Consider the following 24425-nt stretch of genomic DNA (forward strand, 5'->3'; position numbering starts at 1 on the left):
GCGTGGTATCTTCTCTTGATCCCACGCCTTCCACAGTCTATGCCGCCCGCAAGTCTTCACAGATCCCTGGCGGTTTACACGCAATGCTTGCAGCGCAGATCACAGAGTTTAATGCCCCTCTGACCCTTGGTCAGGTTGCAGATCCTGTCTGCCCTGTGGATGGTGTTGTGTTGCGGGTGCTGGCCTGTGGGGTTTGCCGATCTGACTGGCATGCCTGGAATGGTTCTGATCCCGATGTCAAACTGGGCCAGATCCCGGGGCATGAATATTGCGGTGAAGTGATCGAAACCGGCGCGCAGTGTCGGGACTGGAAGGTCGGCGATCGCGTGATTGCGCCTTTTATTCTGGCCTGTAATCGTTGCCCGTCCTGCGCCGCCGGTCATCAGACAACCTGTCCGACCCAGGCGGTTCCTGGTTTCACCCATCCCGGCGCGTTTGCGGAATATATTGCGGTGCCTCAGGCCGATGGCAATCTGGCCCGTCTGCCGGACAGCATTGATGTGACCCTGGCTGCTGCGCTTGGCTGTCGCACGACCACCGCCTGGCATGCGTTGACGGATCGCGCAGCACTGGCACCTGGCGAATGGGTTGCGGTGTTTGGAACGGGCGGTGTTGGCCTGTCTGCGCTTCTGCTGGCGAAAGCCATTGGGGCGCGGGTTATCTGTGTTGATATCGTGCCTGAAAAGCTGAGCTTTGCCAAAAGCCTGGGCGCAGATCACGTGGTGAATTCCGCTGAGGCTGATGCGCCTGCCGCGATCCGCGATCTGACCGGGGGCGGGGCGCATCTGGCGATTGAAGCCCTGGGGATTGAGACCACCACACGTGCCGCCATGCAATGCCTGCGCAAACTGGGCCGGATGGTTCAGGTGGGTATGCCTGCGGGCAAACATACGGAAATGACCCTGCCGATGGATGCGCTTTATTCCGGGCAGCTTGCGCTGTTTGGCACGCGCGGCATGCCGGGCTGGCGTTATCCGTCTCTTTTGAACATGATTGACGCGGGGCAGGTGGATCTTTCCCCCCTTGTTGCGCGCGAAATCACCCTCTCACAGGCCAGCGACGAAGTTGCAGCCTTCAATGGTCTCACCCCGCCGGGTGTGGCCGTGATCACTGATTTTTCCCGATAGGAGCCTGCCATGAAAGCCGCCGTTATCGTATTTCCCGGGTCCAACTGCGACCGTGACCTGAAAGTGGCTCTGGAAGCCCAGGGGATGGATGTCACCATGGTGTGGCACAAGGATACAACCCTGCCGGATGGGCTGGATTTTGTTGGTATTCCGGGCGGGTTCAGCTTTGGCGATTACCTGCGTTGTGGCGCGATTGCGGCGCAAAGCCCGATCTGTCGGTCCGTTGTCGATTTCGCCAATAAGGGCGGGTACGTCTTTGGCGTCTGTAACGGCTTCCAGATCCTGACCGAAACCGGTCTTCTGCCAGGCGCGCTGCTGCGCAATGCGGGGCTGAAGTACATCTGCAAAACCGTTGGTCTGAAAGTGGAAACTGCGGACAGCGCTTTCACATCTGAATGGGCCAAAGGCGACGTCATCAACGTGCCAATCGCGCACCATGATGGCAACTATAACGCGGATGCTGACACGCTGGCGCGTCTGAAGGCGGAAGACCGTATCGCCTTTACATACACCGACAACCCGAATGGCGCGGCAGATGATATCGCGGGTATTCTGTCTGAAAACCGCCGGGTTCTGGGCATGATGCCTCATCCGGAGCGCGCATCTGACGAGGGCCATGGTTCCGTTGAAGGTGCGCCTATGTTCAAAGGTCTTGCCGGTCTTTTTGAAACCGCCTGACCGGCCAGAGGCTGAAAGCCGCCTTGCGGGGCGGCTTGGGGGGCTTGTGGTTGTCGCCCCTGTCAAATGCGCCTAGGTTCGCGGCATGATTACGGAACAAACCCCAATAGAGCTGCGTGCAAAGAAATCCTCTCAGCTGTCCTGGCGGATGCGGCTGCTTGTTGGCGCGTTCTTCGCCTTTGCGGTTGTTGTTGTCTGGGTCAGCAATCTGTTCCTGACTGAACGTTTCACAGAATCCACCCGCAACCGGGGCGAATTGCGCCTGGCGCTGTATTCCGGGAACCTTCTGTCTGAACTGCGCCGCAATGCGATTGTGCCACAGCTGTTGGCCCGTGATCCGGCGCTGATCGGTGCCCTGCAATCCGGTGATTTTTCACAATCCAGCCAACGCCTGATTTCATATGACGATGAAATCGGGGCAGCGAATATCTTTATGCTGGATTCCGATGGGCGCACCGTTGCTTCAACTGATCGCAATATGATCAGCACTTCGATGCGCAGTGAACGTTTTTTCATTGATGCGATCCGCAGCAACGACACACTGTTTTCCGCCGGAAATCCGGATGTGGTGACACCACGGTTCACCTGGTCGCGCCGGATGGAGCAGGGGGATCAGACCGTTGGTGTGATCGTGGTGGAAGTTGACCTGCATAAATTCCAGACCGCCTGGGCCGGTATTTCGGATGCGGTTTTTGTGACCGACAGTGAAGGCACGATCCTGCTGGCAACTGAACCGCGCTGGCGGGGGTTGCAGGAAGCTGACGCGCTTGAAGTGCAGTCTGTGCCCTCGGCACTGACCCGGGCCTTTCAGGCGACGGTGGACTGGGCAGAACCCCCGGATGCCTGGCTTGAAGGGGCGGCTGTGTTGCGCCTTGAAGCGCGCCTGCCGTTTCAGGGCTGGCGCATTGCCTCTTTCACCTCTTTTGCCTCTGTGCGGGAACGCGTGAACGGGTTTCTCGCGATTGAGATTATGGGGTTTGCCATGCTGCTGACCCTGACCTTCTATCTGATGAGCCGCCGCACAACCGGCAAGCTGCGGATGTTCCAGCAGGAATCGGCGGAACTGCGCGCGCTGAACAGTCAGTTGCAGCGGGAAATTGCCGAACGTGAACGGGTGGAAAAGAACCTTAAAACTGCGGAACAAACCCTGGCGCAAAGTTCGAAACTTGCCGCCCTTGGTGAGATGTCCGCAGCGGTCAGCCATGAGCTGAACCAGCCGCTGGCGGCGATGAAAACATACCTTGCCGGGGCACGGTTGCTGTTGCAGCGCAAACGCCCGGAAGAAGCCATGTCGTCTTTCTACCGGATTGATGATCTGATTGAACGGATGGGGGCGATTACCCGTCAGCTGAAATCTTACGCGCGCAAAAGCAAAGAAACGTTTGAACCCATAGATTCAAGGGTTTGCGTGAATGCAGCCCTGGAAATGATGGAACCTCAGCTGAAGCAGCGCCAGATTGAAATCAAATCCGGTCTGCCCCGCGATCCGGCCATGGTTCTGGCGGATCCGCTGCGGCTTGAACAGGTTCTGATCAACCTTCTGCGCAATGCGGTGGATGCGACCAAATTCACATCCGAACCACGCATCGAAATTGTTCTGTCTGCCGGACATCAGGTGACCCTGACCATTCGCGACAACGGCGAGGGGATTGAAGATCTCGAAAGCCTGTTTGAACCGTTTTACACCACCAAAGAACCTGGCGACGGCGTTGGTCTGGGGCTTGCGATCTCTTCCGGGATTGCAGCCGACTTCGGCGGACGCTTAACTGCACATAACAGCGCTGAAGGCGGCGCGGTCTTTGTTCTGCATCTTCCGACCCTCGGGGCAGAAACATCGGCAACCGCCCCCGCGCAGGACAAGAGCTGAGAAAAGCCCGTATACCGGGCAGGAGTGAAGTAAATGGCACAGGCTATGAAAATTGCGATCGTGGATGATGAACGGGACATGCGTCAGTCCATCAGCCAGTGGCTTGCACTGTCTGGTTTTGACACAGAAACCTTTGCGTCTGCAGAAGAGGCGCTGAAAGGCCTTGGTCCGGATTATCCAGGCGTTGTGGTGTCTGACATCCGTATGCCGGGTATGGACGGCATGCAGTTCCTGAAAAAGCTGATGAGCATCGACAGCGGCCTGCCTGTGATCATGATTACGGGGCATGGCGATGTGCCGATGGCGGTTGAGGCCATGCGTTTGGGGGCCTGGGATTTCCTTGAAAAGCCTTTCAACCCGGATCGGATGACCGAACTGGCCAAGAAAGCCACCCAACGCCGCCGCATGACGCTGGATTCCCGGGCTCTGCGCAAAGAGCTGTCTGACGGCGGCACGATCATGAAGAAACTGATCGGGTCTTCTGATGCGATGCAGCGTCTGCGCGAAGATATTCTTGATCTGGGGCAGGCCGATGGTCACGTGCTGATTGAGGGTGAAACCGGCACGGGTAAATCCCTTGTTGCCCATGCGCTGCATGCGGTTGGCCCGCGCGCGGGTAAGAAGTTTATCCTGCTGTCCTGTGCCGCGCTTGAGGAAGAAGCCCTTCTGAAAACGCTCTTTGGTCCGATGGATGATGATGGCGGCTCTATCCCGCTTGTGGAAGCCGCCCGTGGTGGCACGCTGGTTCTGGAAGATATTGAAACTCTGTCCCAGGCCGCTCAGGCGCGTTTGCTGACCTTCATCAACGATCAGGGCAACCCGGCCGAAACCCGGGTGATCGCGATTTCCAACCTGCAGGAAGCGGGCAAGACCCTGGAAGACGCCCTGCGCCCGGATCTGTACTTCCGCCTGGCTGCGCTGAAAATCACGCTGCCACCGCTGCGCGCCCGTGATGACGATGTTCTGCTGTTGTTTTCCCGTCTGTCCGAACAGTTTGCCGAAGAATATGGCTGCCCGGCACCAGAAGTTTCCGCCCAGGAAGCGGCGCAACTGCTGCAGGCCCCATGGCCGGGCAATATCCGTCAGCTGATCAATGTGGCAGAGCGCGCCGTGCTGCAGAACCGTCGCGGTTCGGGCACCATCGCAAGCCTTCTGATGGCCGATGATGATGACGCGCAACCGGTGATGACGACCGAAGGCAAGCCGTTGAAAGAATATGTCGAAGCCTTTGAGCGCATGCTGATCGACAACACCATGCGCCGCCATAAAGGATCTATCGTGAATGTGATGGAAGAACTCTGCCTGCCACGCCGCACCCTGAATGAGAAAATGGCGAAATACGGTCTGCAGCGGTCAGATTATCTGGGGTAAGGGCGCAGAATGGCGACTTTGCAGAACGTGACAGGGGCACGCTGGTTCCGGCTTTGGCTGTGGATCGGCATTCCCCTGGCGATTTGCTGGATGCTGGGATACGCAGCCCTGGCCGCGATGGCGAAAGCCATGACGTCGGGCGGTGTTTCGCCCGGCCTCAGCCCGGATGCACATCGTATGATCTGGGCCGGTGCAGGGGCGCTGTTTATCTACACAGGCGCTGTGTTCTATGCCCTGTCCCTGTTGCGGTTATCCATCCTGTACAGTCTGATTGTTCTGGGCTGTATTCTGTTGATCGCGACCTTGCCAGTATATCTGGATAAACGGGCCTTTGAACGTGAAGCCCGGTTGATGCCGGCGCATAATGTCTTTGGGGAAAAGACGACGATCCGGGGAAAGAACATCCTGGTGATCAGCGAAGGGCGCTATTTTTGCTATTCAGTTTGCGCAGAGATCTACCTTTCGGAAGACCAGAAGGGGCTTTATGCGCTTTTGCCGGAAGATGTGGCAGCACTTGATCTGCGCCAGCCTGTTGATCTGGCGTCCCTCAACCTTCAGCACGTGATCAGCCCGCGGCCGAATATCTATGAACCGCAAGCCATCAGCGCACCTGTGGTGATTGACCTTGTGATCTTTATGCGTTTCCCAACGGATCAGTTGAACCCGGAAGCTCTGGGACTTGATCCCGGTGCCGTGGTGCCGCCTTCTTCTGTGCACAGCATGATCGTTTCTGTCCGCGATCCGCAGAACTGGTTGCCAGAGCGTGAGGAAATCCACCTGCGTATGCAATATGCGCAGCGCAGCGTTCTGATGTATCCGTTCTTTCCGTTCCTGTCCAACCACCGCTGGGGTGTGACAGATGAATTAACGGACCACTGGGACAGCCCCGCGAAATGGCTGGGCCTGTAAATCCGGCGTTCACATCTGCTTAACCCATCGTGAATTATACCAGCGGCGTGCCACACACAGGCACGCCGTTTTGCATTCCCGGAATTGCGAATTGTGCAAAGGAAAACATTCTGTTCGTTTTGCCATTGTAATTAACCGGTATATGACACTATGTTGCACATACGGCGGCTATAGGTGTGCGCCGATGGAATTCACTGCCAGGGGCAGGGCGACAAACGCCAGCTTCCGGCAGACTGATGTGGTTACCGACAGATCTGACGACAGATGATCAGACAAACCGGCAACCGGATACAGCTTCTGGCCCTGCGGGCGCTGACAAACCCGCGAGATGCGCAGAGCACATAAACAGGCGTCACAAAGACGTCAGAGAGAAACGCGATGCGAGGCAGTGCAGCACAAGGGCGACGTGACAGGGAAGCAATGCTTCCCCGCGCCGGTATTTGCAGCACCCCGTACGCCCAATCAGGACAAAGCAGAACAGACCGCCGGTCGACACGCCTTCGCGTGCCCCGGCCTGCGTCGCTGCTCTGCAAGACAATTCAATGGCAAAAAAGATGCTCATCGATGCCACCCACGCGGAAGAGACCCGCGTTGTTGTGGTTGACGGAAACAAAGTTGAGGAATTCGACTTTGAAAGTGAAAATAAGCGCCAGCTAGCAGGTAATATTTACCTGGCGAAGGTCACACGTGTTGAACCTTCCCTGCAGGCGGCTTTTGTGGACTACGGCGGAAACCGCCATGGTTTCCTGGCGTTTTCAGAAATTCACCCGGATTACTATCAGATCCCGCTCGCGGATCGCGAAGCTCTGATGGAAGAAGAACGTGCATATGCAGATGCGATGCGCGCCGAAGACGATGCACGTGATGCGCAGTCTGAAGAAAAGCCACGCCGTCGCCGTCGCCGTAAATCGGCTGCTGCGAAAGCGGAAAACACCGATGCGGTTGAAACGCGCGAAGTGACTGAGACAGATGCACCTTCCGGCATGGAAGTTGTGGATCTGGACGATGATCGTGACGATGTTGAAGGCAGCTCCCCTATGGAGCTGGTCGGGGAAACCCCTGTTGAAACCCCTGAAGCCGGTTCTGAAGAAGACACCGCTGCAGAGGCAGAAACCGCAACCGAAAACACCGCCGAAGTTGCTGAGGAAACCGTTGCTGAAGCGGTTGAAACAACTGTTGATGCTGTTGACGCGCCTGCGGAAGACGCGACAGCTGAAGAGGCTGCATCTGTCGAAGCTGTTGCTGAGGACACGGCTGAAGCAACTGAAACCGAAGAAACTTCTGCACAAGACAGTTCTTCTGATGACGCAGATGCGTCTGACGACGACGGGGACGAAGCCGAGCGCCCGGAAGCCAAAGACAAAGACGAAACCATCGAATCTGTTGCAGATGACGATGTTCAGGCCGAAGTCCGCCGCCCACGCAAACCACGCCCGCGCCGCTATAAAATCCAGGAAGTGGTGAAAGTACGCCAGATCCTTTTGGTGCAGGTTGTGAAAGAGGAACGCGGCAACAAGGGTGCGGCGCTGACAACTTACCTGTCTCTGGCGGGGCGCTATTGCGTTCTGATGCCAAACACCGCCCGTGGTGGCGGGATTTCCCGTAAGATCACCAACGCTGCTGACCGTAAGAAACTGAAAGAGATCGCCAATGAGATCGACGTGCCACAGGGCGCGGGTCTGATTGTGCGCACGGCCGGTGCGCAGCGTACCAAAAGCGAAATCAAACGCGATTACGAATACCTGCAACGCATGTGGGAACAGATCCGCGAACTGACGCTGAAATCCATCGCGCCCGCCAAGATTTATGAAGAAGGCAACCTGATCAAACGCACGATCCGTGATCTGTACAATGGCGACATTGACGAAGTAATCGTGGATGGCGAAGCAGGGTATCGCACCGCCAAAGATTTCATGAAAATGATCATGCCGTCTCACGCGAAAAACGTGAAACGCTATAAGGAACAACTGCCGTTGTTCGCCCGTTTCCAGGTTGAAAACTACCTGGCCGGCATGTTCAACCCAACGGTTCAGCTGAAATCCGGTGGTTACATCGTGATTGACGTGACCGAAGCCCTTGTGGCGGTGGATGTGAACTCTGGTCGGGCGACCAAAGAGGGGTCCATTGAAGAAACCGCGCTGAAGACTAACCTTGAGGCCGCAGAAGAAGTGGCCCGTCAGGCGCGTCTGCGTGACCTTGCTGGTCTGATCGTGATCGACTTCATCGATATGGATGAACGCCGCAACAACAACGCGGTTGAAAAGCGTCTGAAAGACCGTCTGAAAACCGATCGTGCCCGCATTCAGGTTGGTCGTATTTCCGGCTTTGGTCTGCTTGAAATGTCCCGCCAGCGTCTGCGCCCGGGCATGCTTGAGGCCACAACACAGCCTTGCGCCCATTGTCACGGCACCGGTCTGATCCGTTCCGATGACAACCTGGCCCTGACCATTCTTCGTGCGCTGGAAGAAGAGGGCGTGCGCAAGCGGTCCCGCGAAGTCCTGCTGAAAGCGCCGATTGCGGTGATCAACTATCTGTTCAACAACAAACGTGAACATATCTCAGACATCGAAACCCGCTATGGCATTTCGATCCGCCTTGAGGCCGATCCGCATCTGACCAGCCCGGATTTCACCATCGAGCGTTTCAAAACCGCGACCCGTCGTGTGAAACCTGCTGAGGCCGAAGTTGTCACCGGCAGTATTGAGATGATGGAAGACATCGACGAGGCTGTGGAAGCGGACGAAGCTGAGACCACCGAAGAGGGTGATGATGAGGATGCGCCAAAGCGCAAACGCCGTCGTCGTTCCCGCCGTCGTGGTGGCCGTGGTCGCCGTGGTGAAGGTGCTGAAGGCCAGGAAGGCGAAACCTCTGAAGAAGGGGACGCTGCTTCTGAGGATGCAACCGAAACCCCTGCGGATGCTACGGAAACTCCGGATGCAGCTGAACAGTCTGAAGAAAAGCCAAAACGCCGCCGTCGTCGCCGCAAGTCTGATGAGGTCAGCGAAGAGGGTGCTGAGGCAACGTCTGAGGGCAAGCCTGCAGAAGAAACCCCTGTGGTAGCTGACGCAGAAGAAAAGCCGAAGAAACGCACCCGGACCCGTCGTAAGAAAGCGGATACCGAAGTTGTTGCTGCGGATGCAGAACCCCCGGCTGAAGTGTCTTCTGAGGCTGCGGAACAGGCACCTGCTGAGGAAGAAAAGCCAAAGCCGCGCCGGACCCGTCGTAAGAAAACCGATGAGGTGACTGAAGCACCTGCGGAAGAGGCAACTCCGGAAGCCGCGGAAGCAGAGGCCGAAGAAAAGCCGAAGAAACGCCGCACGCGCCGTAAGAAGGTGGAAGAGGTGGAAGCACCTGTAGAAGCCGCGACTGACGCACCAGCGGAAGCTGCGGAAGAGGCACCCGCTGAAGCCGAAAAGCCAAAGCCGCGTCGCACCCGTAAGAAAGCGCCTGTTGCGGCACCTGTCGCGGAAGAAGCCCCTGCGGAAGCAGTGGCAGCTGAGGAAACCCCGGCGGAACCTGTCGCACCAGCGGCTGCAGAAGAACCAGCAGTGGTTGAAGCTGCGCCTGTTGCGGAAGAAGCCCCCAAAGAAGTGGTGGCCGAACCTGTGGCGGAAGTCGTGACAGAAGAAGCCCCGGCGAATGACGAACCACCCAAGCCAAAACGGCGCGGCTGGTGGTCTATGGGCAGCTGATCTGAAAATAAGAAACGCCGGGTCAACAGCCCGGCGTTTTCTTTTGTGTCTTCAGGTTTTTAACCCTTATGGCGGATCCACCAGATATGGGCGTTTTCGCCCGCCTCCTGGTCCAGCAACACATGCCCGCTTTCATTGCAGAAATGCGGCACATCAATCACCGCTGCAGGATCATCTGTTTCCAGGCGCAGCACCTGACCAGGCTTCAGCCCACGCAAACGTTTGGCCGCGCGCAGCACGGGCAGGGGGCAAAGCAACCCGATGGCATCCACGTCCAGATCGGCCTTTGGTTTTTCTGTCATCCCGGCTCTCCTCTTGTGCACGCCATTGTGACATTCTGCAGCGTGACCTTCTGCCGTGTTTCGCCTAAATAACGAGAGCGGTAAAGACATACCCGCATATTGATCTTTGAAAGGACGCCCCGTGCTTGACGCGACCCATATTTTTGACGCCTCTCTGCTGGTTTCATTGTTCATCGCACTGGCGGGTGGACTGATCTCCTTTCTCAGCCCCTGTGTGCTGCCGATTGTGCCGCCCTACCTTGCCTATATGAGCGGGATCAGCATGACAGAGATGTCAGGCGATGACACCGGTCAGGCAAAGGGGCGTGGCAAAGTCCTTCTGGCCGCCGTGTTTTTCGTTATGGGTCTGTCTGTCGTCTTTCTGATGATGGGGCTGGCGGCATCTTTTGCCGGACGGTTCCTGATCCAGAATCAGACGTTGTTCATGACCATCGCCGGTATCGTGATCATGATTATGGGCGCGCATTTTGTCGGCGTGTTCCGGATTAAGTTCATGGACCGCGAAGCCCGTATTGATGCTGGTGATCAGGGTGGATCAGCCTTTGGTGCCTTTATCCTGGGTCTGGCCTTTGCCTTTGGCTGGTCGCCATGCCTTGGCCCGATCCTGGGCGCGATCAGCACGATGGCGATGATGGAAGGCGATGCCGCCCGTTCCGTCCTTCTGCTGGGCTTCTATGCCCTTGGGCTTGGTATTCCGTTCCTGCTGGTTGCGGCCTTCTTCCCGCGCCTTAAGGGTCTTATGAACTGGATGAAACGCCACATGGGTCGGATTGAGGCCACCATGGGTTTGTTGCTCTGGACGGTGGGCCTGATGATGGCGACGGGGCAGTTCACGGAATTTGCCCTCTGGATCAATGAGAAATTCCCGGTTCTTCAGGCCTTTGGTTAACCCTTCTGCGGCGCAAATGCCGCAGATCATCGGTGCAACGGCGGGCACATCACGAATTTAACTTAATCTCACCCTGTTCCCGGTTTATCAAAGCGGGGTGACGATCAATGGTGCCCACAATATGTCTGAAGACACGCAATCCTCTGCCACCCCCGTGCGCAGACGTAAGATCTTTTATCTGCCGGGTTATGATCCTTTTCATCCCCGCCGCTACCGCGAGCTTTACCGCAAGGAAAGTTCCGCGCAGGCAGAGATCACAGGGTATGACATCGCCCTGAAAGCCGCGAAATCCGGCGGCCCCTATGGCTGGCAGGTGGATGCCAGAATTGATGACCAGGATGTGCATGCGGATTTTGAGGTGCTGGTCTGGTCCGACATCGTCAAAGACACGATGACACAGAACATCCCGCGCACCTATCTGATGCTGGCCCGCACCGCCTGGACTTATATCGGATCTGGTGCGTTCGGCAGATTGCTGAAAACCCGCAAAGGCCCGATGATCGCGGCGCTTTATCCGATCTTCATGCTGACGCTGCAACTGATCGTGGGCCTGTTTCTGGGGTGGGGGATTGGCACGCTGACGTCCTGGCTGATCCATGGGCTGGCCTTCTGGCCGGTGCTTCTGACCACCGTGATGTTCACCCTGCGCTTCTTCCGTAAGATCGACAATAAGCTGTTCGCTTATTACCTGATGCACGACTATTCCTGGTCCGCCCGTAACCATGGAGCCAGCCCGCCGGAACTGGAAGCTAAGCTTGATGAATTCAGGGGCCGCCTGCGCGAGGCCCTGACGCAGGATTATGATGAAATTCTTGTAGTCGGTCACAGTTCTGGCGCGCATATCGGCGTGTCTTTGCTGGCGGATCTGCTGCGGGCCGATGAATATCGAGCCGATGCACCGGTACTGTCCTTCCTGACCCTTGGTCAGGTGGTGCCTATGGTGTCATTTCTTAAAAATGCCAGTCGCTTACGGGCTGATCTGCACTTTATGGCCGGGCAGAAAAAGATCCCCTGGGTTGATGTGACAGCCCCGGGGGATGGCTGCGCCTTTGCCCTGTGTGATCCGGTTGCAGTGACCGGCGTAGCGCCGGATGAGAAACACTGGCCGCTGGTGTTTTCCGCCGCTTTCACCCAAAGCCTGACACCGGCGCGCTGGCAGGAATTGCGCTGGCGGTTTTTCCGACTGCATTTCCAGTATCTCTGCGCCTTTGATGCGCCAAAAGATTACGATTACTTCCAGATCACGGCTGGCCCGGTAACGCTTTGGGATCGTTACAAAGATCGTCCTGCGTCAAAGTCACGTCTGGAAACCCCGCTCTCGCCGTTTAAGGATATGACATGAACGATGAGATCCCCCCAAAACCCCCGGCGCGCCCGGATAAGGTGACGCTCTGGCGGTATGTGAAACTGTTCCGCCAGGATATTCTGTCGGCCCAGCCACAGCGCCTGTACCGGGCCTGGATGGCGGCGTTTAAGACGCCGTTTTTCCGCAGCTATATGATCAATCAGCCGGAACTGATTGATGAAGTTCTGAAGAAGCGCCCGGATGATTTTCCCAAATCAAGCCGTATTTCCGAAGGCCTGCGCCCGCTTCTGGGCAATTCCGTCTTTCTGACAAATGGCGAGACCTGGAAACGTCAGCGTCGCATCATTGATCCGTCGTTTGAAGGCGGGCGTTTGCGGGAAACCTGGCCTGCGATGGTGGACGCGGCAGAGGCCTGTGTGGCGCGTCTGAATGCACGCGCTGAGGTCGGGCAGGGCGTGCCGCTTGAGATTGAGGAAGAGACCAGCCACGCCGCTGCCGATGTGATCTTCCGCACCCTGTTTTCAATCCCGATTGAACATGAAATCGCGCGCGAGGTCTTCACCCGGTTTCGTGATTATCAGCGCAGTCAGCCGATCCTGAATATCGCGGCTTTTGTGCCGCTGCCAGACTGGATGCCGCGCCTGTTTCGCAAAGACACCCGCCAGGCCGCCGCCAATATCCGCAATCTGATCACACAGCTGACGTCTGAACGTATGGCAGCGATTGAGGCAGGCACTGCGCCAGATGATCTTGCGACCAAGATTATGACCACAACAGATCCGCAGACCGGCGAAAAATTCACGACTGAGGAAATGGTTGATCAGGTGGCGATCTTCTTTCTTGCAGGGCATGAAACCAGCGCGTCGGCGCTGGCCTGGACGCTGTATCTGATGGCGCTGTATCCGGAATGGCAGGAAAAGATCGCACAAGAGGCGGCTGATCTGGAAAATCCCGAATTCTCAGCGTTGAAAACCCTGCGCGTCAGCCGCGATGTGTTCCGCGAATCCCTGCGCCTTTATCCGCCTGTGCCGATGATGGTGCGCCAGAATACCTGCCCGGAACGCTTTCGGGATCGTGACATTGATCCGGGCGCGCAGGTGGTGATTTCGCCCTGGCATCTGCATCGCCATGAGCGCCTGTGGGAAAATCCGGATGGATTTGATCCCACACGTTGGGACACGGAAAATGGCCGGGAGTGCATGCGCAACGCCTGGATCCCGTTTTCCGCCGGCAGTCGTGTCTGCACAGGCGCGGGGTTTGCAATGGCAGAAGGGCCGCTGATCCTGTCAATGATCCTGAAGAACTTCCGCATTGCGCGCGCAGAAGGGCGTGAACCGGTGCCTGTTGCGCATCTGACGGTGCGGTCAAAGGATGGCATTTGGTTGCGCCTTGAACGCAGGGATGCTGCACACTGAATACATACAAAAAAACCGGCCATTGCGCATACAATGACCGGTTTTTTTGTGTCTGGTGTCAGATATCAGCTGGCTTGTGCCTGGGGCTGTGTCTGATCATTTGCGATTGCCTGAAAGTGGCGCAGAACATAAAGGCGGATGGCCGTAGCCAGGCCAGATTCTGTGCCACGCTCTGCGTCAATTTCTGCTGCAAGCGTATTTACCGCAACAGATTTTTCAGAGGCGATCGCCCGAAACGCCCGCCAGAAATCATCCTCCAGCGTAACAGATGTCCGGTGACCCTTCAGGGTCAGTGAACGTTTTTTAGGCCGTGTATCAATGTAGCTGTTCATGCGTCGTGGTCGTCTTCGTGTTTGTGTTGATCGAGCATCTTTTGTGCCCGCGTATTGCGTGTGGCCATAAGGCGTTTTTCCGCCTTGCTCAACCCATGATCTACAGCATTTTCCGCTGATTTATCACGTTTGGCGTCGCGGGCCCGCTGTTTACGGGCCCGGTTTAGATTTATGAGCTTCGCCATCCTGGTTCCACCCCTGACCGGTTAAACTTTTCGTTACGCTTTCGGGCCGATCATCTGTTCAGGGCGGACGACCTCGTCAAAGGTTTTTTCATCCACAAATCCCAGAGCAATCGCTTCTTCTTTCAGGGTTGTACCATTTTTATGCGCGGTTTTGGCAACTTTTGTTGCGTTATCGTAACCAATGGTCGGCGCAAGGGCGGTGACCAGCATCAGGCTTTCTTTCATCAGCTTGTCGATGCGGGGTTCATTGGCCTGAATGCCGTTCAGCATACGTTCGGTGAAGCTGTCGGCAGCATCGCCCAGAAGTTGGATGGATTGCAGCAGGTTGTAGCTCATCATCGGGTTATAGACGTTCAACTCGAAATGGCCCTGGCTGCCAGCAAATGTCATCGCGGCATTGTTGCCCATGACGTGGGCTGCGACCTGTGTCAGGGCTTCGGCCTGAGTCGGGTTCACTTTGCCCGGCATGATGGAAGACCCTGGCTCATTTTCAGGCAGGATCAACTCGCCCAGGCCTGAACGCGGGCCAGACCCCAGGAAACGGATGTCGTTGGCGATTTTATAAGCGGAACCCGCCACAGTCGCCAGCGCACCAGACATAAACACCATCGCGTCATGGGCGGCGAGGGCTTCGAATTTGTTTGGTGCAGTCACGAAAGGCAGGCCGGTGATGCGGGCCATGTTGCCAGCCACTTCTTCACCCCAGCCGGGACGTGTGTTCAACCCGGTGCCAACTGCAGTGCCGCCCTGTGCCAGTTCATAAATGCCAGGCAGGCAGGCTTTTACGCGCGCAATACCCTGGCGGATCTGATGGGCATAACCGGAAAATTCCTGGCCCAGGGTCAGAGGGGTCGCATCCTGGGTGTGGGTGCGGCCGATCTTGATGATATCTTTGAATTCTTCCGCTTTGGCGTCAAGACCTGCGAGCAGTTTTTCGAGACCCGGCAGCAGAACATCACGCACAGACATGGCGGTTGCGATATGCATGGCGGTTGGGAAAGTGTCGTTGGACGACTGGCCCATGTTACAATGGTCATTCGGGTGAACAGGGTCTTTGGAACCAATCACACCGCCCATGATTTCAATCGCGCGGTTCGCGATGACTTCGTTAGAGTTCATGTTGGATTGCGTACCAGAACCGGTCTGCCAGACAACCAGCGGGAAGTTGTCGTCAAACTTGCCTTCAAACACTTCGCCAGCGGCCTGAATGATGGCTTTGCCTTTGTCGGCTTCCAGAACACCGGCGGCCATATTGGCTTCGGCACAGGCCTGTTTGATCACGCCAAGCGCCCGGACAATCGCCACCGGCTGCTTTTCCCAGCCAATCGGGAAGTTCATCAGGCTGCGCTGTGTCTGCGCGCCCCAGTATTTGTCGGAAGGAACTTCAAGAGGGCCAAAGCTGTCGGTTTCGGTACGGGTATCGGTCATAATCATTCTCCGGTGATCGGTGCCAGTTCTTAGGTTGCGCATTTCATACCGCAGAGGGTAAGAATTTCCAATCCGCAAAGCGTCGGTATTGTGTCGCATTTATGAAGGACAGCCTATGGATCTCGCACTTTTGGTTCTGCCGGTCTTTCTGACCATCCTCTGTGGCTATGGGCTTGCGGTCAGTGGTGGCCTGCCTGCGGATCAGTGGACCGGGGTTGAGGTCATGAGTTTCCGTTTGCTGATTCCGGCGGTTCTGATCGGGGCGATCGCAGAATCAGATCTGGAAATGTCGCGCTTTGGCCCGCTGATTGCCATGCTGGTGCTGACTTTGGTGATCCTTGGCGTTCTGATGTTCCTGCTGCGTCTGATCCTGCCACAAAGCCGGATGGATGATGCGTCTTTCACCACTCTTTTCCAGTCTGCCACCCGCTGGAACGGGTTTATTGGTCTGGCACTGGCGGAACAGATTGCAGGGCAGGAGGGGATCCTATTGATCGCGGTCGTCATGGCGTTTCTGATTCCGCTGATCAATATCGTGAACATCATTATGCTGTCCGTCTATGGGCCGGGGCAATTCAGTCTGAAAGTGATGATGAAAACCATTGTGACAAATCCACTGGTCCAGGCCTGTGCCATTGGTCTGACGCTGAGTGTATCCGGTCTGAGCATCCCAGGCCCCATTGCACAATCCCTTGATTTTATTGGACGCGCAGCGCTTGGTGTGGGGCTGTTGGCGGTGGGGGCCGGCATCACTTTCCGTCGTTTGTTGCGGGTTGGACCACTGGTCGTGCTGGGCCTGATCCTGCGTCCGCTGCTGGCCCCCGCGATCTTCATCTTGCTTGGATCCTGGGTAGGACTTGTGCCGTTGCAACTGCTGATTGGGGCGATGGTCATGGCGGTGCCTGCGGCGGCAAACGGTTATATTATCGCGCGGCGTATGGGCGGGAATGCAGGGCTGTATGCGGATATTATGACATGGCAGGCGATTGCCGGGATGCTGGTTTTGCCCGGACTTTTGTATCTTTTACCGCTTTAAAGACGATACCCCTTGCCGACGTTTTCTGAACAACGTCAGTTCACTGGAAAACTGGAAAACTGGAAAACTGGAAAACTGGAAAACTGGAAAACTGGAAAACTGGAAAACTGGAAAACTGGAAAACTGGAAAACTGGAAAACTGGAAAACTGGAAAACTGGTTTTGTTAACCTTAGGGGGCGCCGATTGTGCAGCTGCGCACGCTCACCTCACGTTTTCTCAATCCCTCACAGGCATCTTTGACCGCGTCATGACATCAGCAGGCCACCAGACCTGCACCAACGGAAACGTCCTGATTGGAGCGTAAAACACTCCAGGGACCGTGAAAAAGCTTTCTCACACAGGGGTGAAAACCCTGAATCGTGGGGTTCCGGATGGCGGCGCCGCCTTTTTATAAACGGCAATGATGATCCAGATGATGAGCAAATGAAAAACCGCACAGGCCCGGCAAGGCCTATGCGGTGGATTTTGCATGCCTGAGCCTTACTTGCGGAAGGCATCCAGACTGACGACTTCCGCTTCATGCGGTGTATCGTCTTCAGCGTTTTCTTCCATGGGGGCTTCCGGGATCTCGTCATTTTCAGGATCCGGATCATGGTCGTCATCGTCATCACTGTGATGTTCAAAGCGCAACCCGAATTCGACAGAGGGATCAACAAAAGTCACCAGCGAATCCCATGGAATGAACAAGGGTTCGGGCTGATCCCCAAAATTCAGGGTAATCGAAAACCCATCATCACCAACATCCAGATTTTCGAACCAATGCTGCACAACCACGGTCATTTCACCGGGATAGCGATCATTCAGCCAATCTGCGAGTCGCGCATCCGGATGGTTCGTGTCAAAGGTGATGAAAAAGTGATGATCCCCGGGCAGGCCGTTTTCAGAAACGTCCGTCAGCACGTTACGGATAAGAAGACGCAGGGCGTCATGCATCAGGTTGCCATAATCAATGCTGTCGTTTTCAGGGCTGTCGGACATCTGTAATCTCTTTTTATTCCGCCTTATATGTCAGGCACTTTCCCTAATCATAATTGATTCCTTTGCGAATGACAGCCCTTTGAATCAGACCTTCAGAAAGGGTCATAATTTCTAAGGGGGCGGGATTCAGAAAAACTGTGTAAGCCCGCCTGCAAGTGCCATAAGTCCCAGCACATAAAGCAGGTTCCATTTCCGGCGGATCAGCAACCAGGCCGCCAGCAATGCCAAAAGGAATGCGGTCAGGTTCAGGCTGCTCAGGACGGGCAGGGGCAGTGCAAAAATGCCTTTCTGCCATGTCGTGACGTCAACAAAAAACACATGCAGGGCAAACCAGATCGACAGGTTGGCAATCACCCCGACAACCGCAGCCGTGATGGCCTGAAGCCCCGCGCGCAGGCGTGGCTGCGCCATCAGCCGGTCAATCCATGGCGCACCGGCAAAAATCCAGATGAAGCAGGGCACAAATGTCACCCAAAGCGTCAGGGCCGTATTGATCAGCGCAAGGCCGATACCGCCTTCTTTCCAGGCAGCAAGTGTTCCGACAAATTCAGTCACAAGGATCAGAGGGCCGGGGGTTGTCTCTGCAAGCCCCAGGGCATCCAGCATTTCCGGCGTGGTCAGCCAGCCCTGCACTGTGACGACTTCCTGGGTCATCCAGGCCAGAACTGCGTATGCGCCGCCAAAGGTGACAACCGCCAGCTTCGAGAAAAACAAGCCACTTGTGGTCAGAAATTCTGTATGGGGACTGAAAAGGACCACCGCGAAGGGCACAGCCCAGATTGCCGTGCCGATCAGGAAGGTCAGGGCGGTATTCCTCAGTGAGGGGGTGGCTGACGAAATGGTGGGTGTTTCATCACTGCGGGCAATCATCGCGCCCCAAAGACCCGCGGCGAGAATGATCACCGGAAAAGGCAGCTGAAGCGCGAAAATTCCAATAAAGGACAACACCGCAATCACGCGGCTGTGGCTGGCCGGGACCGCTGATTTCCCGCCAAAGGCTTTCTTTGAAACCTTAAAAAGCGCTTCCAGAACAATGATTACCACAGCGGCTTTAATGCCGAAAAACAGGCTCTGGATCAGGGGCAGATCACCGAGTTGCGCATACAGCAGGGCCAGCGCCAGGATCATAAACGCACCGGGCAGAACAAACAGCCCGCCCGCGATCAGCCCGCCCATGATGCCCCGTTGCTTCCATCCCGCCCAGGTCGCCAGCTGCATGGCTTCGGGCCCCGGCAGCATCATGCAAAAGGACAGGGCATTGAGGAAGCTTTCCTCAGAAAGCCAGGGGCGTTCTTCCACCAGTTCACGGTGCATCAGGGCGATCTGCGCGGCAGGGCCGCCAAAGGACAGAATGCCAATGCGTCCGAAGACGCGGAACAATTCGGCAAGATCCGGGGCGGGGGGAATTGTGATGTTTTTCATAACCCGGGAATTGGTTTTGAAAACCAGGGAAAGTCAAGACTGCAATCGTGTAACACAAGCCGGCCCAGTGCCGATACTATGTATTTTCACGCGCGGTATCATACCCGCAGCTTAACCTTTCATAGATCCGCGAAATATGCTGCCGGATTGGTTTACGTGGAGATTGCCCTCTTTCATGCTTACCACCATAGCCGACGATTCTGACCCGATACATGCAGCCTGCAATCAAATCATCGTCCAGTTCAGTGCGTGGCATATCCCAGGGCAGCCAGGCGTAAGAATGTTGCTCTGGCAGAGTATAGTCACCCATTGAGGTGGAAATGAAACCGCAAAAATGCCCTAACCCGTTTTCCGGCCGTTCCGAACGCACATTCTCATCCCAGCCAAAGAGGCGTTCAAATTTAGAATTGCTGCGGGTGTAACAATCCCTCGCGGCGTCATTGCGCAGCACCACAAAAGTTTGTTCATGCGCGAAAAACAACTGTTGATGCCCGATAAAGAGTAACAGCCCGCCAAAGATGATCACGGCCACGACCGCATGTGGTATTGATGGGGTGGCAGTTTGCATGCGTCTGACATCCTGAGGTTATAAAAAGCTACACAAACGCAAATCAACCCTGGGGTGTTTTCGTTGTCAATCACATTAATTATATTGGAGTTGAAGAGGAAAGTGCAGGTTTCTGTTGCCAGGTACCTGCGAACCCCGCCCTACGCGGCTAGGCGAAGGGGCTTAGTTTCGGCGACCCGAACTGCTTACGCAGCCAGAGCCATTGCCGGAGCTTTGTTGTCATTTGCAACTAGCTTAAATCGAACCGATAACGGTGGTATCTCACCGAAACAAAGCTAACCCCTTTAGACGTCCGTCGATCCTGTTTCGACCCCAAAATCCTCAAATGAAGGATGGTGGTGGAGTCGCCGGGTACCGCCCCCGGGTCCGATCCGCTTATTACGAGCGCGTTTATGTTCATAGTCCCGAAGGACAGGTGTTATATAAGTGTGTGCTTCGCGATTGAAAAGGGGCGTGCGGAAACTTTCAAAGTTTCCAGCCCGTTTTCTTTGAAAGAAAACGGATCAGCGCAACACATGGACCGGGGCGTTATTGCAGAAAATGACGACCTGGCCGCAGTTTTCAATCGCGTGATAGCCGCGCCGGTCCAGTTCGGACAAAAACAGATCCCAGCCGGCAAGGCGTTCAATATCCCGCGCTTTACGTCGGATGATCTTTTCATCCCGTGCGGCTTTTGAGGAGAACAGATCCCTGAGCCAGTGTTCCGGCGAAAGAGGAGAATGAAAATGTGTCAGATCCTGCATCCGGGAAAGAAAGCAGAATAGGGTAAATCCAGCGTTAACGTTTTTTGCGCAACTCCATCGCTTTGCGGGCCAGTTCCTGGGTATAGGCGCTCAGCCGTATAAGCGCCCGGTCTGCCGCAAGCCCGTCCTGGCGTTCAATCGCATTGGCAATCTCGGTGTGCAGGGCGATCACCTGTGTCCGGTCGCGCTGACTATAGGTGATCATATTCATCAGGGGTTCAATCGCCTCCACCGCCGCGGCAAGCTGCCAGGACAAAACGGGATTGCCCGCACCGTCCACAAAGGCACGGTGAAAGGCAACATCAGAGGCGCAGAAGCTTTCATCAGAAAGCCCGGCCTGACCCTGACGGGTGATCTCGGCGCGCATCGTGGCCAGGTGATCTGCGGTGCGACGTTCTGCAGAAAGTGGTGCACAGGCCCGTTCCAGGGTGAACCGCGCTTCACAAGCGGTGTCAAAATCCACCTCATTCATCGACAGCAGCAGGGTAGAGGTCGTGATCAGATCGCCGCGGGCTTCTTCAAAACTCAGCCGGTTCACAAAAGCCCCGCCGCTGGCCCCGCGTTTCGTGCGAATAAGGTTCTGGGCCGCAAGGCGTTTCAAAGCTTCGCGCACGGTGGGGCGGGAAACCGAAAATTCTTCGGACAACTCCGCCTCGGATGGCAGGCGTTCATCGACAATCAGCCGTCCTTCAATAATCGCCTCGCGGATCGCGGTGGCAATTTCGACAGACAGATCAGCGCTTTGTTTTCTTTCGCCCATTATCTCTTTCCCCCGCAGAACGTGACGTCTGATGTAAATCTTTCAATTGTCAGACATTTAAAAAAATTGCACAGTCTCAGCAAGAGATAAGGAGAATCGCAGATGTTTGCAACGCGCATCAGAACTATGGGGGGCTGGCACTGGCTTGCGCTCTTTGGGCTGATCCTTGCGGCCTGGGTGGTTCTGTATGCTATGTCGCTGAACAGTGACCCGCGCGATCTTTCCGCATTATACGGGGCGCAGTTCTGGGCGGCGCTTTGCACGGTCAGCCCGGATGTGGCGGGCTTTGGCAAGCTCTTCCTCATGTGGGGGCTGATGTCTGCGGCGATGATGGCGCCGACGTTTCTGCCCGCGCTGGCGACCTATGAAGAACTGCCCGGCAGTGAGGCACGGGGAACGACGGAACTTCTGACGGGTTATCTGGTGATCTGGGGCGGGTTTTCCCTGATTGCAGCCGGGGCACAACTGACATTGTTCATCTACGGGTTCGTGACACCAACCGGCCAGAGCATTTCGATCTGGCTGACGGCGGCACTTCTGATCCTGGCGGGACTGTATCAGTTCAGCAGATTCAAAGATGCCTGCCTGTCCAAGTGCCGTATGCCGCTGACCTTCTTTATGGAACGCTGGCGTGACACTCGCTGGAATGCGCTGACCATGGGGCTGGAACTGGGCCTTGTCTGCCTTGGCTGTTGCTGGGCGCTGATGCTGTTGGGGTTTGTTGGCGGCACAATGAACATGCTGTGGATGGGGATCGCAACCCTTCTGATGACATTTGAGAAACTGCCCGACATTGGCCGGGTGGTGACCAAACCGCTGGGGCTGCTGCTGATTGCGGCAGGCTTCGCATATCTGGGCGCATTCGCGCTTTAGGGGACAAACTGAGGAGAAGTAACATGGATGGTGCCATGACGATGGAAGTAGGGACGGTTCCCTGGACAATCAAAGGGGAGCTGATCCTGAACTGTAACTGTACAGTGTTCTGCCCCTGTGTGGTCAGCCTTGGGGATCACCCGCCGACCGAAGGCTATTGCCAGGCCTGGTCCGGGATACGCATTGATGAAGGTCAGTATGGTGATATTGATCTGTCAGGTCTGAACGTCGGCCTGATGCTGGAAATCCCCGGCAAAATGGCGCGCGGCAACTGGAAAGCGGCAGCCTATATTGATGACCGCGCCTCTGACGAAGCTTTTGAAGCGCTGGTGCATATTTTCTCGGGTGCGGCGAAAGGCACGACTGGGCTGTTTAAGATGCTGGTCAGTGAATTCCTGGGGGCCGAACGCGCGCCTGTGGCGTTTGACACTGAAGGCAAGACCCGCCGTCTGACCGTTGGCAAGATCATCCAGGGCGCTGTCACCCCGATTGAGGGCAAAGACCCGGATCAGGATGTTGTTGCGACCAACACCAACTATTGGATGGGACCGGACATCACGGTTGCCAAGGCCGATAAAGGCAAAGTGCGTGCCTTTGGCCGGGTCTGGGATTTTGACGGGCGTTCTGCTGAAATCTGTCAGATCGACTGGAAAGGCCCGGGTCGCTGATCGCGGCTTTGGTGTGAAAAACGCGGGGCTGTTGCGGCCCCGCTGATTTACGGAGGTTTTCATGGCTGCCATCGCCCCGTCAAATGGCCTGCTTCGCACGCCCTGCCGGAAGGGCAGGTGTTGAAGTGAAAACGCAGGACGGCACACGCAAAGCCCGACTGCGCGCAGAATTCTGGAATTGAGGAGAAAACAGATGTTCAACGCACTTGTTGTGAACAAAAACGAAGAGGGTAAGACCTCAGCCGCAGTAGAGCAGATTACAGTGGATCAGCTGCCCGAAGGCGATGTGACCGTGGCGGTGGAGTATTCCACGGTGAACTATAAAGATGGTCTTTGTGTCGGGCCAGGTGGTGGTCTTGTGCGCAATTACCCGCATGTGCCGGGCATTGATTTCGCCGGTACAGTCGAAGCCTCCGACAACCCGAACTATAAAGCAGGTGACAAAGTTGTGCTGACCGGCTGGCGTGTGGGTGAGGCCCATTGGGGTGGCTATTCCCAGAAAGCCCGCGTGAAAGGCGACTGGCTTGTGCCATTGCCTGCAGGCATTGAAGCCCGTCAGGCGATGGCTGTTGGTACCGCCGGTTTCACCGCGATGCTGGCGATTATGGCACTGGAAGATCACGGGCTGAAGCCTGGCAATGGTCCGGTTCTTGTGACGGGTGCCGCCGGTGGCGTGGGTTCGGTTGCGACCGCTATCCTGTCGAACCTTGGCTATGAAGTTGCCGGTGTCACCGGCCGTCCGGAACAGGCAGATTACCTGAAAAGCCTGGGCGCGACCCAGATCGTTGCGCGCGAAGAGTTGAATGAAACCACCAAACGCCCGCTGGAAGCAGAAACCTGGGCCGGGTGTGTGGATGCGGTTGGCGGTGACATGCTGGCGCGGGTTCTGGGACAGATGAAATACGGCGCGTCCGTTTCTGCTGTTGGCCTTGCCGGTGGGGCTGGTCTGCCTGCGACGGTTATTCCGTTCCTGCTGCGTGGCGTGAACCTGCTGGGCATCGACAGTGTTATGCAGCCATATGACAACCGCCTGCGTGCCTGGGAACGTCTGGCGAAAGATCTGCCGATGGATAAGCTTGAAGCGATGATCACACCGGCAACCCTGTCTGATCTGCCGGGTCTTGGGAAAGATATCCTGAAAGGCCAGGTCAAAGGTCGTGTGGTTGTAGACGTAAATACCTGATTTTTTGACTAAATCGTAAATAAAAGCGGGCACCTCAGAGTGCCCGTTTTGTTTTTGTGCGATAAAAATATGGCAATCATCGCAGTTTCACGACAACATGTCGCTTTCCCAAAGCAGGCTTTCTGGGGCAGATTAACTCATTCATCCTTGCGACGTTTAACTTCTGGTATGTCTATGCCATGGCGTTTTTCGTTCTGACCTGTGTGGTGTTTGCCGCATGGCCGGCAGCAGGGCGTCTGAAGCCTGGTCTGGAAGATGACAAACCAGAGTTTTCAAATTTCTCCTGGTTCTCGATGATGTTCGGGGCAGGCATTGGTATCGGGATGCTGACATTCGCAACCGCTGAACCCGTGTATCACTTTGTGTCAAACCCAAGCACTATTCAGGGTCTGACCGAAAGCCCGTCCGCATATCATCTTCTGGGGTGTTGCACTGGCACTGGTTGTTGGTGGTCTGATCCTGGCCGGTGGCCTGGGTGCGATCAAAACTGCGATGGTGATCGGCGCGCTGCCATTCAGTTTCGTGATGGTTCTGATGGCGATTTCTGTACTGAAAGCGGTTTACCGTGACAGTCAGCGTGAAAACCAGGGTCTGCCGACCACACATGAATAATGTGATCTGAAGTCAATGATGAAAGGCTGCCTGTAACGGGCGGTCTTTTTTATGCGCATTTGGGGGAAAAAATGTCGATT

The 24425-nt window shown here is 56.0% G+C and carries 25 protein-coding genes, 1 other RNA gene and 1 pseudogene; 16 read left to right on the forward strand and 11 right to left on the reverse strand.

What is annotated here, in order from left to right; all coding sequences use genetic code 11:
- Window positions 1-83: 83 nt before the first annotated feature.
- The 5 genes from H1D41_RS11065 to H1D41_RS11085 all read left to right on the forward strand — a co-directional run bounded on the left by H1D41_RS11065 (window position 84) and on the right by H1D41_RS11085 (window position 5952).
- Window positions 84-1127, forward strand: coding sequence for a zinc-dependent alcohol dehydrogenase family protein (locus H1D41_RS11065; protein WP_228848992.1), 1044 nt, complete (start codon window positions 84-86; stop codon window positions 1125-1127).
- 9 nt (window positions 1128-1136) lie between these two features.
- Window positions 1137-1805 carry a phosphoribosylformylglycinamidine synthase subunit PurQ gene (gene purQ, locus H1D41_RS11070; protein WP_228848965.1) on the forward strand — a complete coding sequence of 223 codons (669 nt, stop codon included), beginning with the start codon at window positions 1137-1139 and terminating at the stop codon, window positions 1803-1805.
- A gap of 85 nt (window positions 1806-1890) precedes the next feature.
- Window positions 1891-3672, forward strand: coding sequence for a sensor histidine kinase (locus tag H1D41_RS11075; RefSeq protein WP_228848966.1), 1782 nt, complete (start codon window positions 1891-1893; stop codon window positions 3670-3672).
- Window positions 3673-3705: 33 nt separating this feature from the next.
- A complete protein-coding gene (locus H1D41_RS11080; protein ID WP_107497972.1) occupies window positions 3706-5043 on the forward strand; it encodes a sigma-54-dependent transcriptional regulator in 1338 nt (445 codons plus the stop codon).
- Between the two features lie 9 nt (window positions 5044-5052).
- On the forward strand, window positions 5053-5952 hold the full coding sequence (locus tag H1D41_RS11085; protein WP_228848967.1) for a hypothetical protein: 900 nt from the start codon (window positions 5053-5055) through the stop codon (window positions 5950-5952).
- A gap of 352 nt (window positions 5953-6304) precedes the next feature.
- Here the strand turns inward: H1D41_RS11085 and H1D41_RS11090 are convergent, their stop codons facing one another.
- The gene (locus H1D41_RS11090) at window positions 6305-6514 is read right to left on the reverse strand and encodes a hypothetical protein (protein ID WP_157947000.1); all 210 of its coding nucleotides are present in this window, start codon (window positions 6512-6514) and stop codon (window positions 6305-6307) included.
- Between H1D41_RS11090 and H1D41_RS11095 the strand changes: the two genes are divergently transcribed.
- A complete protein-coding gene (locus H1D41_RS11095; RefSeq protein WP_228848968.1) occupies window positions 6495-9644 on the forward strand; it encodes an Rne/Rng family ribonuclease in 3150 nt (1049 codons plus the stop codon). The genes H1D41_RS11090 and H1D41_RS11095 overlap by 20 nt on opposite strands.
- A gap of 59 nt (window positions 9645-9703) precedes the next feature.
- Here the strand turns inward: H1D41_RS11095 and H1D41_RS11100 are convergent, their stop codons facing one another.
- A complete protein-coding gene (locus tag H1D41_RS11100; protein WP_228848969.1) occupies window positions 9704-9946 on the reverse strand; it encodes a sulfurtransferase TusA family protein in 243 nt (80 codons plus the stop codon).
- A gap of 121 nt (window positions 9947-10067) precedes the next feature.
- On the opposite strand from H1D41_RS11100, the gene H1D41_RS11105 reads away from it, so the two are divergent.
- The 3 genes from H1D41_RS11105 (at window position 10068) to H1D41_RS11115 (ending at window position 13556) form a co-directional block, all read left to right on the forward strand.
- Window positions 10068-10835 (forward strand): cytochrome c biogenesis CcdA family protein, encoded by a 768-nt coding sequence (locus H1D41_RS11105; RefSeq protein ID WP_228848970.1) that lies wholly within the window; start codon window positions 10068-10070, stop codon window positions 10833-10835.
- A 121-nt stretch (window positions 10836-10956) separates the two neighbouring features.
- Entirely contained in the window at window positions 10957-12177 is a 1221-nt protein-coding gene (locus H1D41_RS11110; protein ID WP_228848971.1) for a hypothetical protein, read from the forward strand.
- A complete protein-coding gene (locus H1D41_RS11115) occupies window positions 12174-13556 on the forward strand; it encodes a cytochrome P450 (protein ID WP_228848972.1) in 1383 nt (460 codons plus the stop codon). The genes H1D41_RS11110 and H1D41_RS11115 overlap by 4 nt, the downstream gene beginning before the upstream one ends.
- 65 nt (window positions 13557-13621) lie before the next feature.
- Here H1D41_RS11115 and H1D41_RS11120 read toward each other — a convergent pair whose 3' ends face one another.
- The 3 genes from H1D41_RS11120 to fumC are packed head-to-tail and all read right to left on the reverse strand — an operon-like array spanning window position 13622 to window position 15501.
- A complete protein-coding gene (locus tag H1D41_RS11120) occupies window positions 13622-13888 on the reverse strand; it encodes a ribbon-helix-helix domain-containing protein (protein ID WP_107497966.1) in 267 nt (88 codons plus the stop codon).
- Window positions 13885-14073 (reverse strand): DUF4169 family protein, encoded by a 189-nt coding sequence (locus H1D41_RS11125; protein ID WP_228848973.1) that lies wholly within the window; start codon window positions 14071-14073, stop codon window positions 13885-13887. Before H1D41_RS11125 ends, H1D41_RS11120 begins: the two co-directional genes overlap by 4 nt.
- Window positions 14074-14106: 33 nt before the next feature.
- The gene (fumC, locus tag H1D41_RS11130) at window positions 14107-15501 is read right to left on the reverse strand and encodes a class II fumarate hydratase (RefSeq protein WP_228848974.1); all 1395 of its coding nucleotides are present in this window, start codon (window positions 15499-15501) and stop codon (window positions 14107-14109) included.
- 115 nt (window positions 15502-15616) lie between these two features.
- On the opposite strand from fumC, the gene H1D41_RS11135 reads away from it, so the two are divergent.
- The gene (locus tag H1D41_RS11135) at window positions 15617-16537 is read left to right on the forward strand and encodes an AEC family transporter (RefSeq protein ID WP_228848975.1); all 921 of its coding nucleotides are present in this window, start codon (window positions 15617-15619) and stop codon (window positions 16535-16537) included.
- Between the two features lie 12 nt (window positions 16538-16549).
- Complete coding sequence (locus tag H1D41_RS11140) at window positions 16550-16705, forward strand: hypothetical protein (RefSeq protein ID WP_228848976.1); 156 nt, start codon at window positions 16550-16552, stop codon at window positions 16703-16705.
- A 313-nt stretch (window positions 16706-17018) separates the two neighbouring features.
- On the opposite strand, the gene H1D41_RS11145 is transcribed toward H1D41_RS11140, so the two are convergent.
- The 6 genes from H1D41_RS11145 to H1D41_RS11170 form a co-directional block, all read right to left on the reverse strand.
- Window positions 17019-17516 carry an SspB family protein gene (locus H1D41_RS11145; protein ID WP_107497962.1) on the reverse strand — a complete coding sequence of 166 codons (498 nt, stop codon included), beginning with the start codon at window positions 17514-17516 and terminating at the stop codon, window positions 17019-17021.
- A 126-nt stretch (window positions 17517-17642) separates the two neighbouring features.
- Window positions 17643-18938, reverse strand: a complete 1296-nt coding sequence (gene chrA / locus H1D41_RS11150) for a chromate efflux transporter (protein WP_228848977.1) — start codon at window positions 18936-18938, stop codon at window positions 17643-17645.
- Window positions 18939-19014: 76 nt separating this feature from the next.
- Window positions 19015-19506, reverse strand: coding sequence for a hypothetical protein (locus tag H1D41_RS11155; RefSeq protein ID WP_228848978.1), 492 nt, complete (start codon window positions 19504-19506; stop codon window positions 19015-19017).
- A 101-nt stretch (window positions 19507-19607) separates the two neighbouring features.
- Window positions 19608-19958, reverse strand: a transfer-messenger RNA (tmRNA) gene (gene ssrA, locus H1D41_RS11160).
- A gap of 51 nt (window positions 19959-20009) precedes the next feature.
- Window positions 20010-20249 (reverse strand): hypothetical protein, encoded by a 240-nt coding sequence (locus H1D41_RS11165; protein ID WP_228848979.1) that lies wholly within the window; start codon window positions 20247-20249, stop codon window positions 20010-20012.
- Window positions 20250-20283: 34 nt separating this feature from the next.
- Entirely contained in the window at window positions 20284-21009 is a 726-nt protein-coding gene (locus H1D41_RS11170; RefSeq protein ID WP_228848980.1) for a FadR/GntR family transcriptional regulator, read from the reverse strand.
- A 102-nt stretch (window positions 21010-21111) separates the two neighbouring features.
- Between H1D41_RS11170 and H1D41_RS11175 the strand changes: the two genes are divergently transcribed.
- The 5 genes and pseudogenes from H1D41_RS11175 (at window position 21112) to H1D41_RS18495 (ending at window position 24345) form a co-directional block, all read left to right on the forward strand.
- Window positions 21112-21882, forward strand: a complete 771-nt coding sequence (locus tag H1D41_RS11175) for a DUF2182 domain-containing protein (RefSeq protein WP_228848981.1) — start codon at window positions 21112-21114, stop codon at window positions 21880-21882.
- A gap of 23 nt (window positions 21883-21905) precedes the next feature.
- Window positions 21906-22550, forward strand: a complete 645-nt coding sequence (locus H1D41_RS11180; RefSeq protein WP_394355406.1) for a DUF1326 domain-containing protein — start codon at window positions 21906-21908, stop codon at window positions 22548-22550.
- A 193-nt stretch (window positions 22551-22743) separates the two neighbouring features.
- Window positions 22744-23733 (forward strand): acryloyl-CoA reductase, encoded by a 990-nt coding sequence (gene acuI / locus H1D41_RS11185; RefSeq protein WP_228848982.1) that lies wholly within the window; start codon window positions 22744-22746, stop codon window positions 23731-23733.
- A 122-nt stretch (window positions 23734-23855) separates the two neighbouring features.
- Window positions 23856-24143 (forward strand): annotated as a pseudogene (locus tag H1D41_RS18540) (BCCT family transporter); the annotation flags it as partial.
- A 49-nt stretch (window positions 24144-24192) separates the two neighbouring features.
- A complete protein-coding gene (locus tag H1D41_RS18495) occupies window positions 24193-24345 on the forward strand; it encodes a BCCT family transporter (RefSeq protein ID WP_394355407.1) in 153 nt (50 codons plus the stop codon).
- Window positions 24346-24425: the final 80 nt, after the last annotated feature.

This window comes from Halocynthiibacter styelae (genome assembly GCF_016123485.1).
Classification (GTDB): domain Bacteria; phylum Pseudomonadota; class Alphaproteobacteria; order Rhodobacterales; family Rhodobacteraceae; genus Halocynthiibacter; species Halocynthiibacter styelae.

Bases quoted from the DNA above. Each gene is read 5' to 3' on its own strand.
- H1D41_RS11095 (WP_228848968.1), top strand. From the start codon at position 6,495: ATGGCAAAAAAGATGCTCATCGATGCCACCCACGCGGAAGAGACCCGC.
- H1D41_RS11180 (WP_394355406.1), top strand. From the start codon at position 21,906: ATGGATGGTGCCATGACGATGGAAGTAGGGACGGTTCCCTGGACAATC.
- purQ (WP_228848965.1), top strand. From the start codon at position 1,137: ATGAAAGCCGCCGTTATCGTATTTCCCGGGTCCAACTGCGACCGTGAC.
- chrA (WP_228848977.1), bottom strand. From the start codon at position 18,938: ATGAAAAACATCACAATTCCCCCCGCCCCGGATCTTGCCGAATTGTTC.
- H1D41_RS11085 (WP_228848967.1), top strand. From the start codon at position 5,053: ATGGCGACTTTGCAGAACGTGACAGGGGCACGCTGGTTCCGGCTTTGG.
- H1D41_RS11090 (WP_157947000.1), bottom strand. From the start codon at position 6,514: ATGAGCATCTTTTTTGCCATTGAATTGTCTTGCAGAGCAGCGACGCAG.
- acuI (WP_228848982.1), top strand. From the start codon at position 22,744: ATGTTCAACGCACTTGTTGTGAACAAAAACGAAGAGGGTAAGACCTCA.
- H1D41_RS11135 (WP_228848975.1), top strand. From the start codon at position 15,617: ATGGATCTCGCACTTTTGGTTCTGCCGGTCTTTCTGACCATCCTCTGT.
- H1D41_RS11175 (WP_228848981.1), top strand. From the start codon at position 21,112: ATGTTTGCAACGCGCATCAGAACTATGGGGGGCTGGCACTGGCTTGCG.
- H1D41_RS11115 (WP_228848972.1), top strand. From the start codon at position 12,174: ATGAACGATGAGATCCCCCCAAAACCCCCGGCGCGCCCGGATAAGGTG.
- H1D41_RS11165 (WP_228848979.1), bottom strand. From the start codon at position 20,249: ATGCAGGATCTGACACATTTTCATTCTCCTCTTTCGCCGGAACACTGG.
- H1D41_RS11075 (WP_228848966.1), top strand. From the start codon at position 1,891: ATGATTACGGAACAAACCCCAATAGAGCTGCGTGCAAAGAAATCCTCT.
- H1D41_RS11145 (WP_107497962.1), bottom strand. From the start codon at position 17,516: ATGTCCGACAGCCCTGAAAACGACAGCATTGATTATGGCAACCTGATG.
- fumC (WP_228848974.1), bottom strand. From the start codon at position 15,501: ATGACCGATACCCGTACCGAAACCGACAGCTTTGGCCCTCTTGAAGTT.
- H1D41_RS11110 (WP_228848971.1), top strand. From the start codon at position 10,957: ATGTCTGAAGACACGCAATCCTCTGCCACCCCCGTGCGCAGACGTAAG.
- H1D41_RS11100 (WP_228848969.1), bottom strand. From the start codon at position 9,946: ATGACAGAAAAACCAAAGGCCGATCTGGACGTGGATGCCATCGGGTTG.
- H1D41_RS11080 (WP_107497972.1), top strand. From the start codon at position 3,706: ATGGCACAGGCTATGAAAATTGCGATCGTGGATGATGAACGGGACATG.
- H1D41_RS11120 (WP_107497966.1), bottom strand. From the start codon at position 13,888: ATGAACAGCTACATTGATACACGGCCTAAAAAACGTTCACTGACCCTG.
- H1D41_RS11125 (WP_228848973.1), bottom strand. From the start codon at position 14,073: ATGGCGAAGCTCATAAATCTAAACCGGGCCCGTAAACAGCGGGCCCGC.
- H1D41_RS11170 (WP_228848980.1), bottom strand. From the start codon at position 21,009: ATGGGCGAAAGAAAACAAAGCGCTGATCTGTCTGTCGAAATTGCCACC.
- H1D41_RS11155 (WP_228848978.1), bottom strand. From the start codon at position 19,506: ATGCAAACTGCCACCCCATCAATACCACATGCGGTCGTGGCCGTGATC.
- H1D41_RS11065 (WP_228848992.1), top strand. From the start codon at position 84: ATGCTTGCAGCGCAGATCACAGAGTTTAATGCCCCTCTGACCCTTGGT.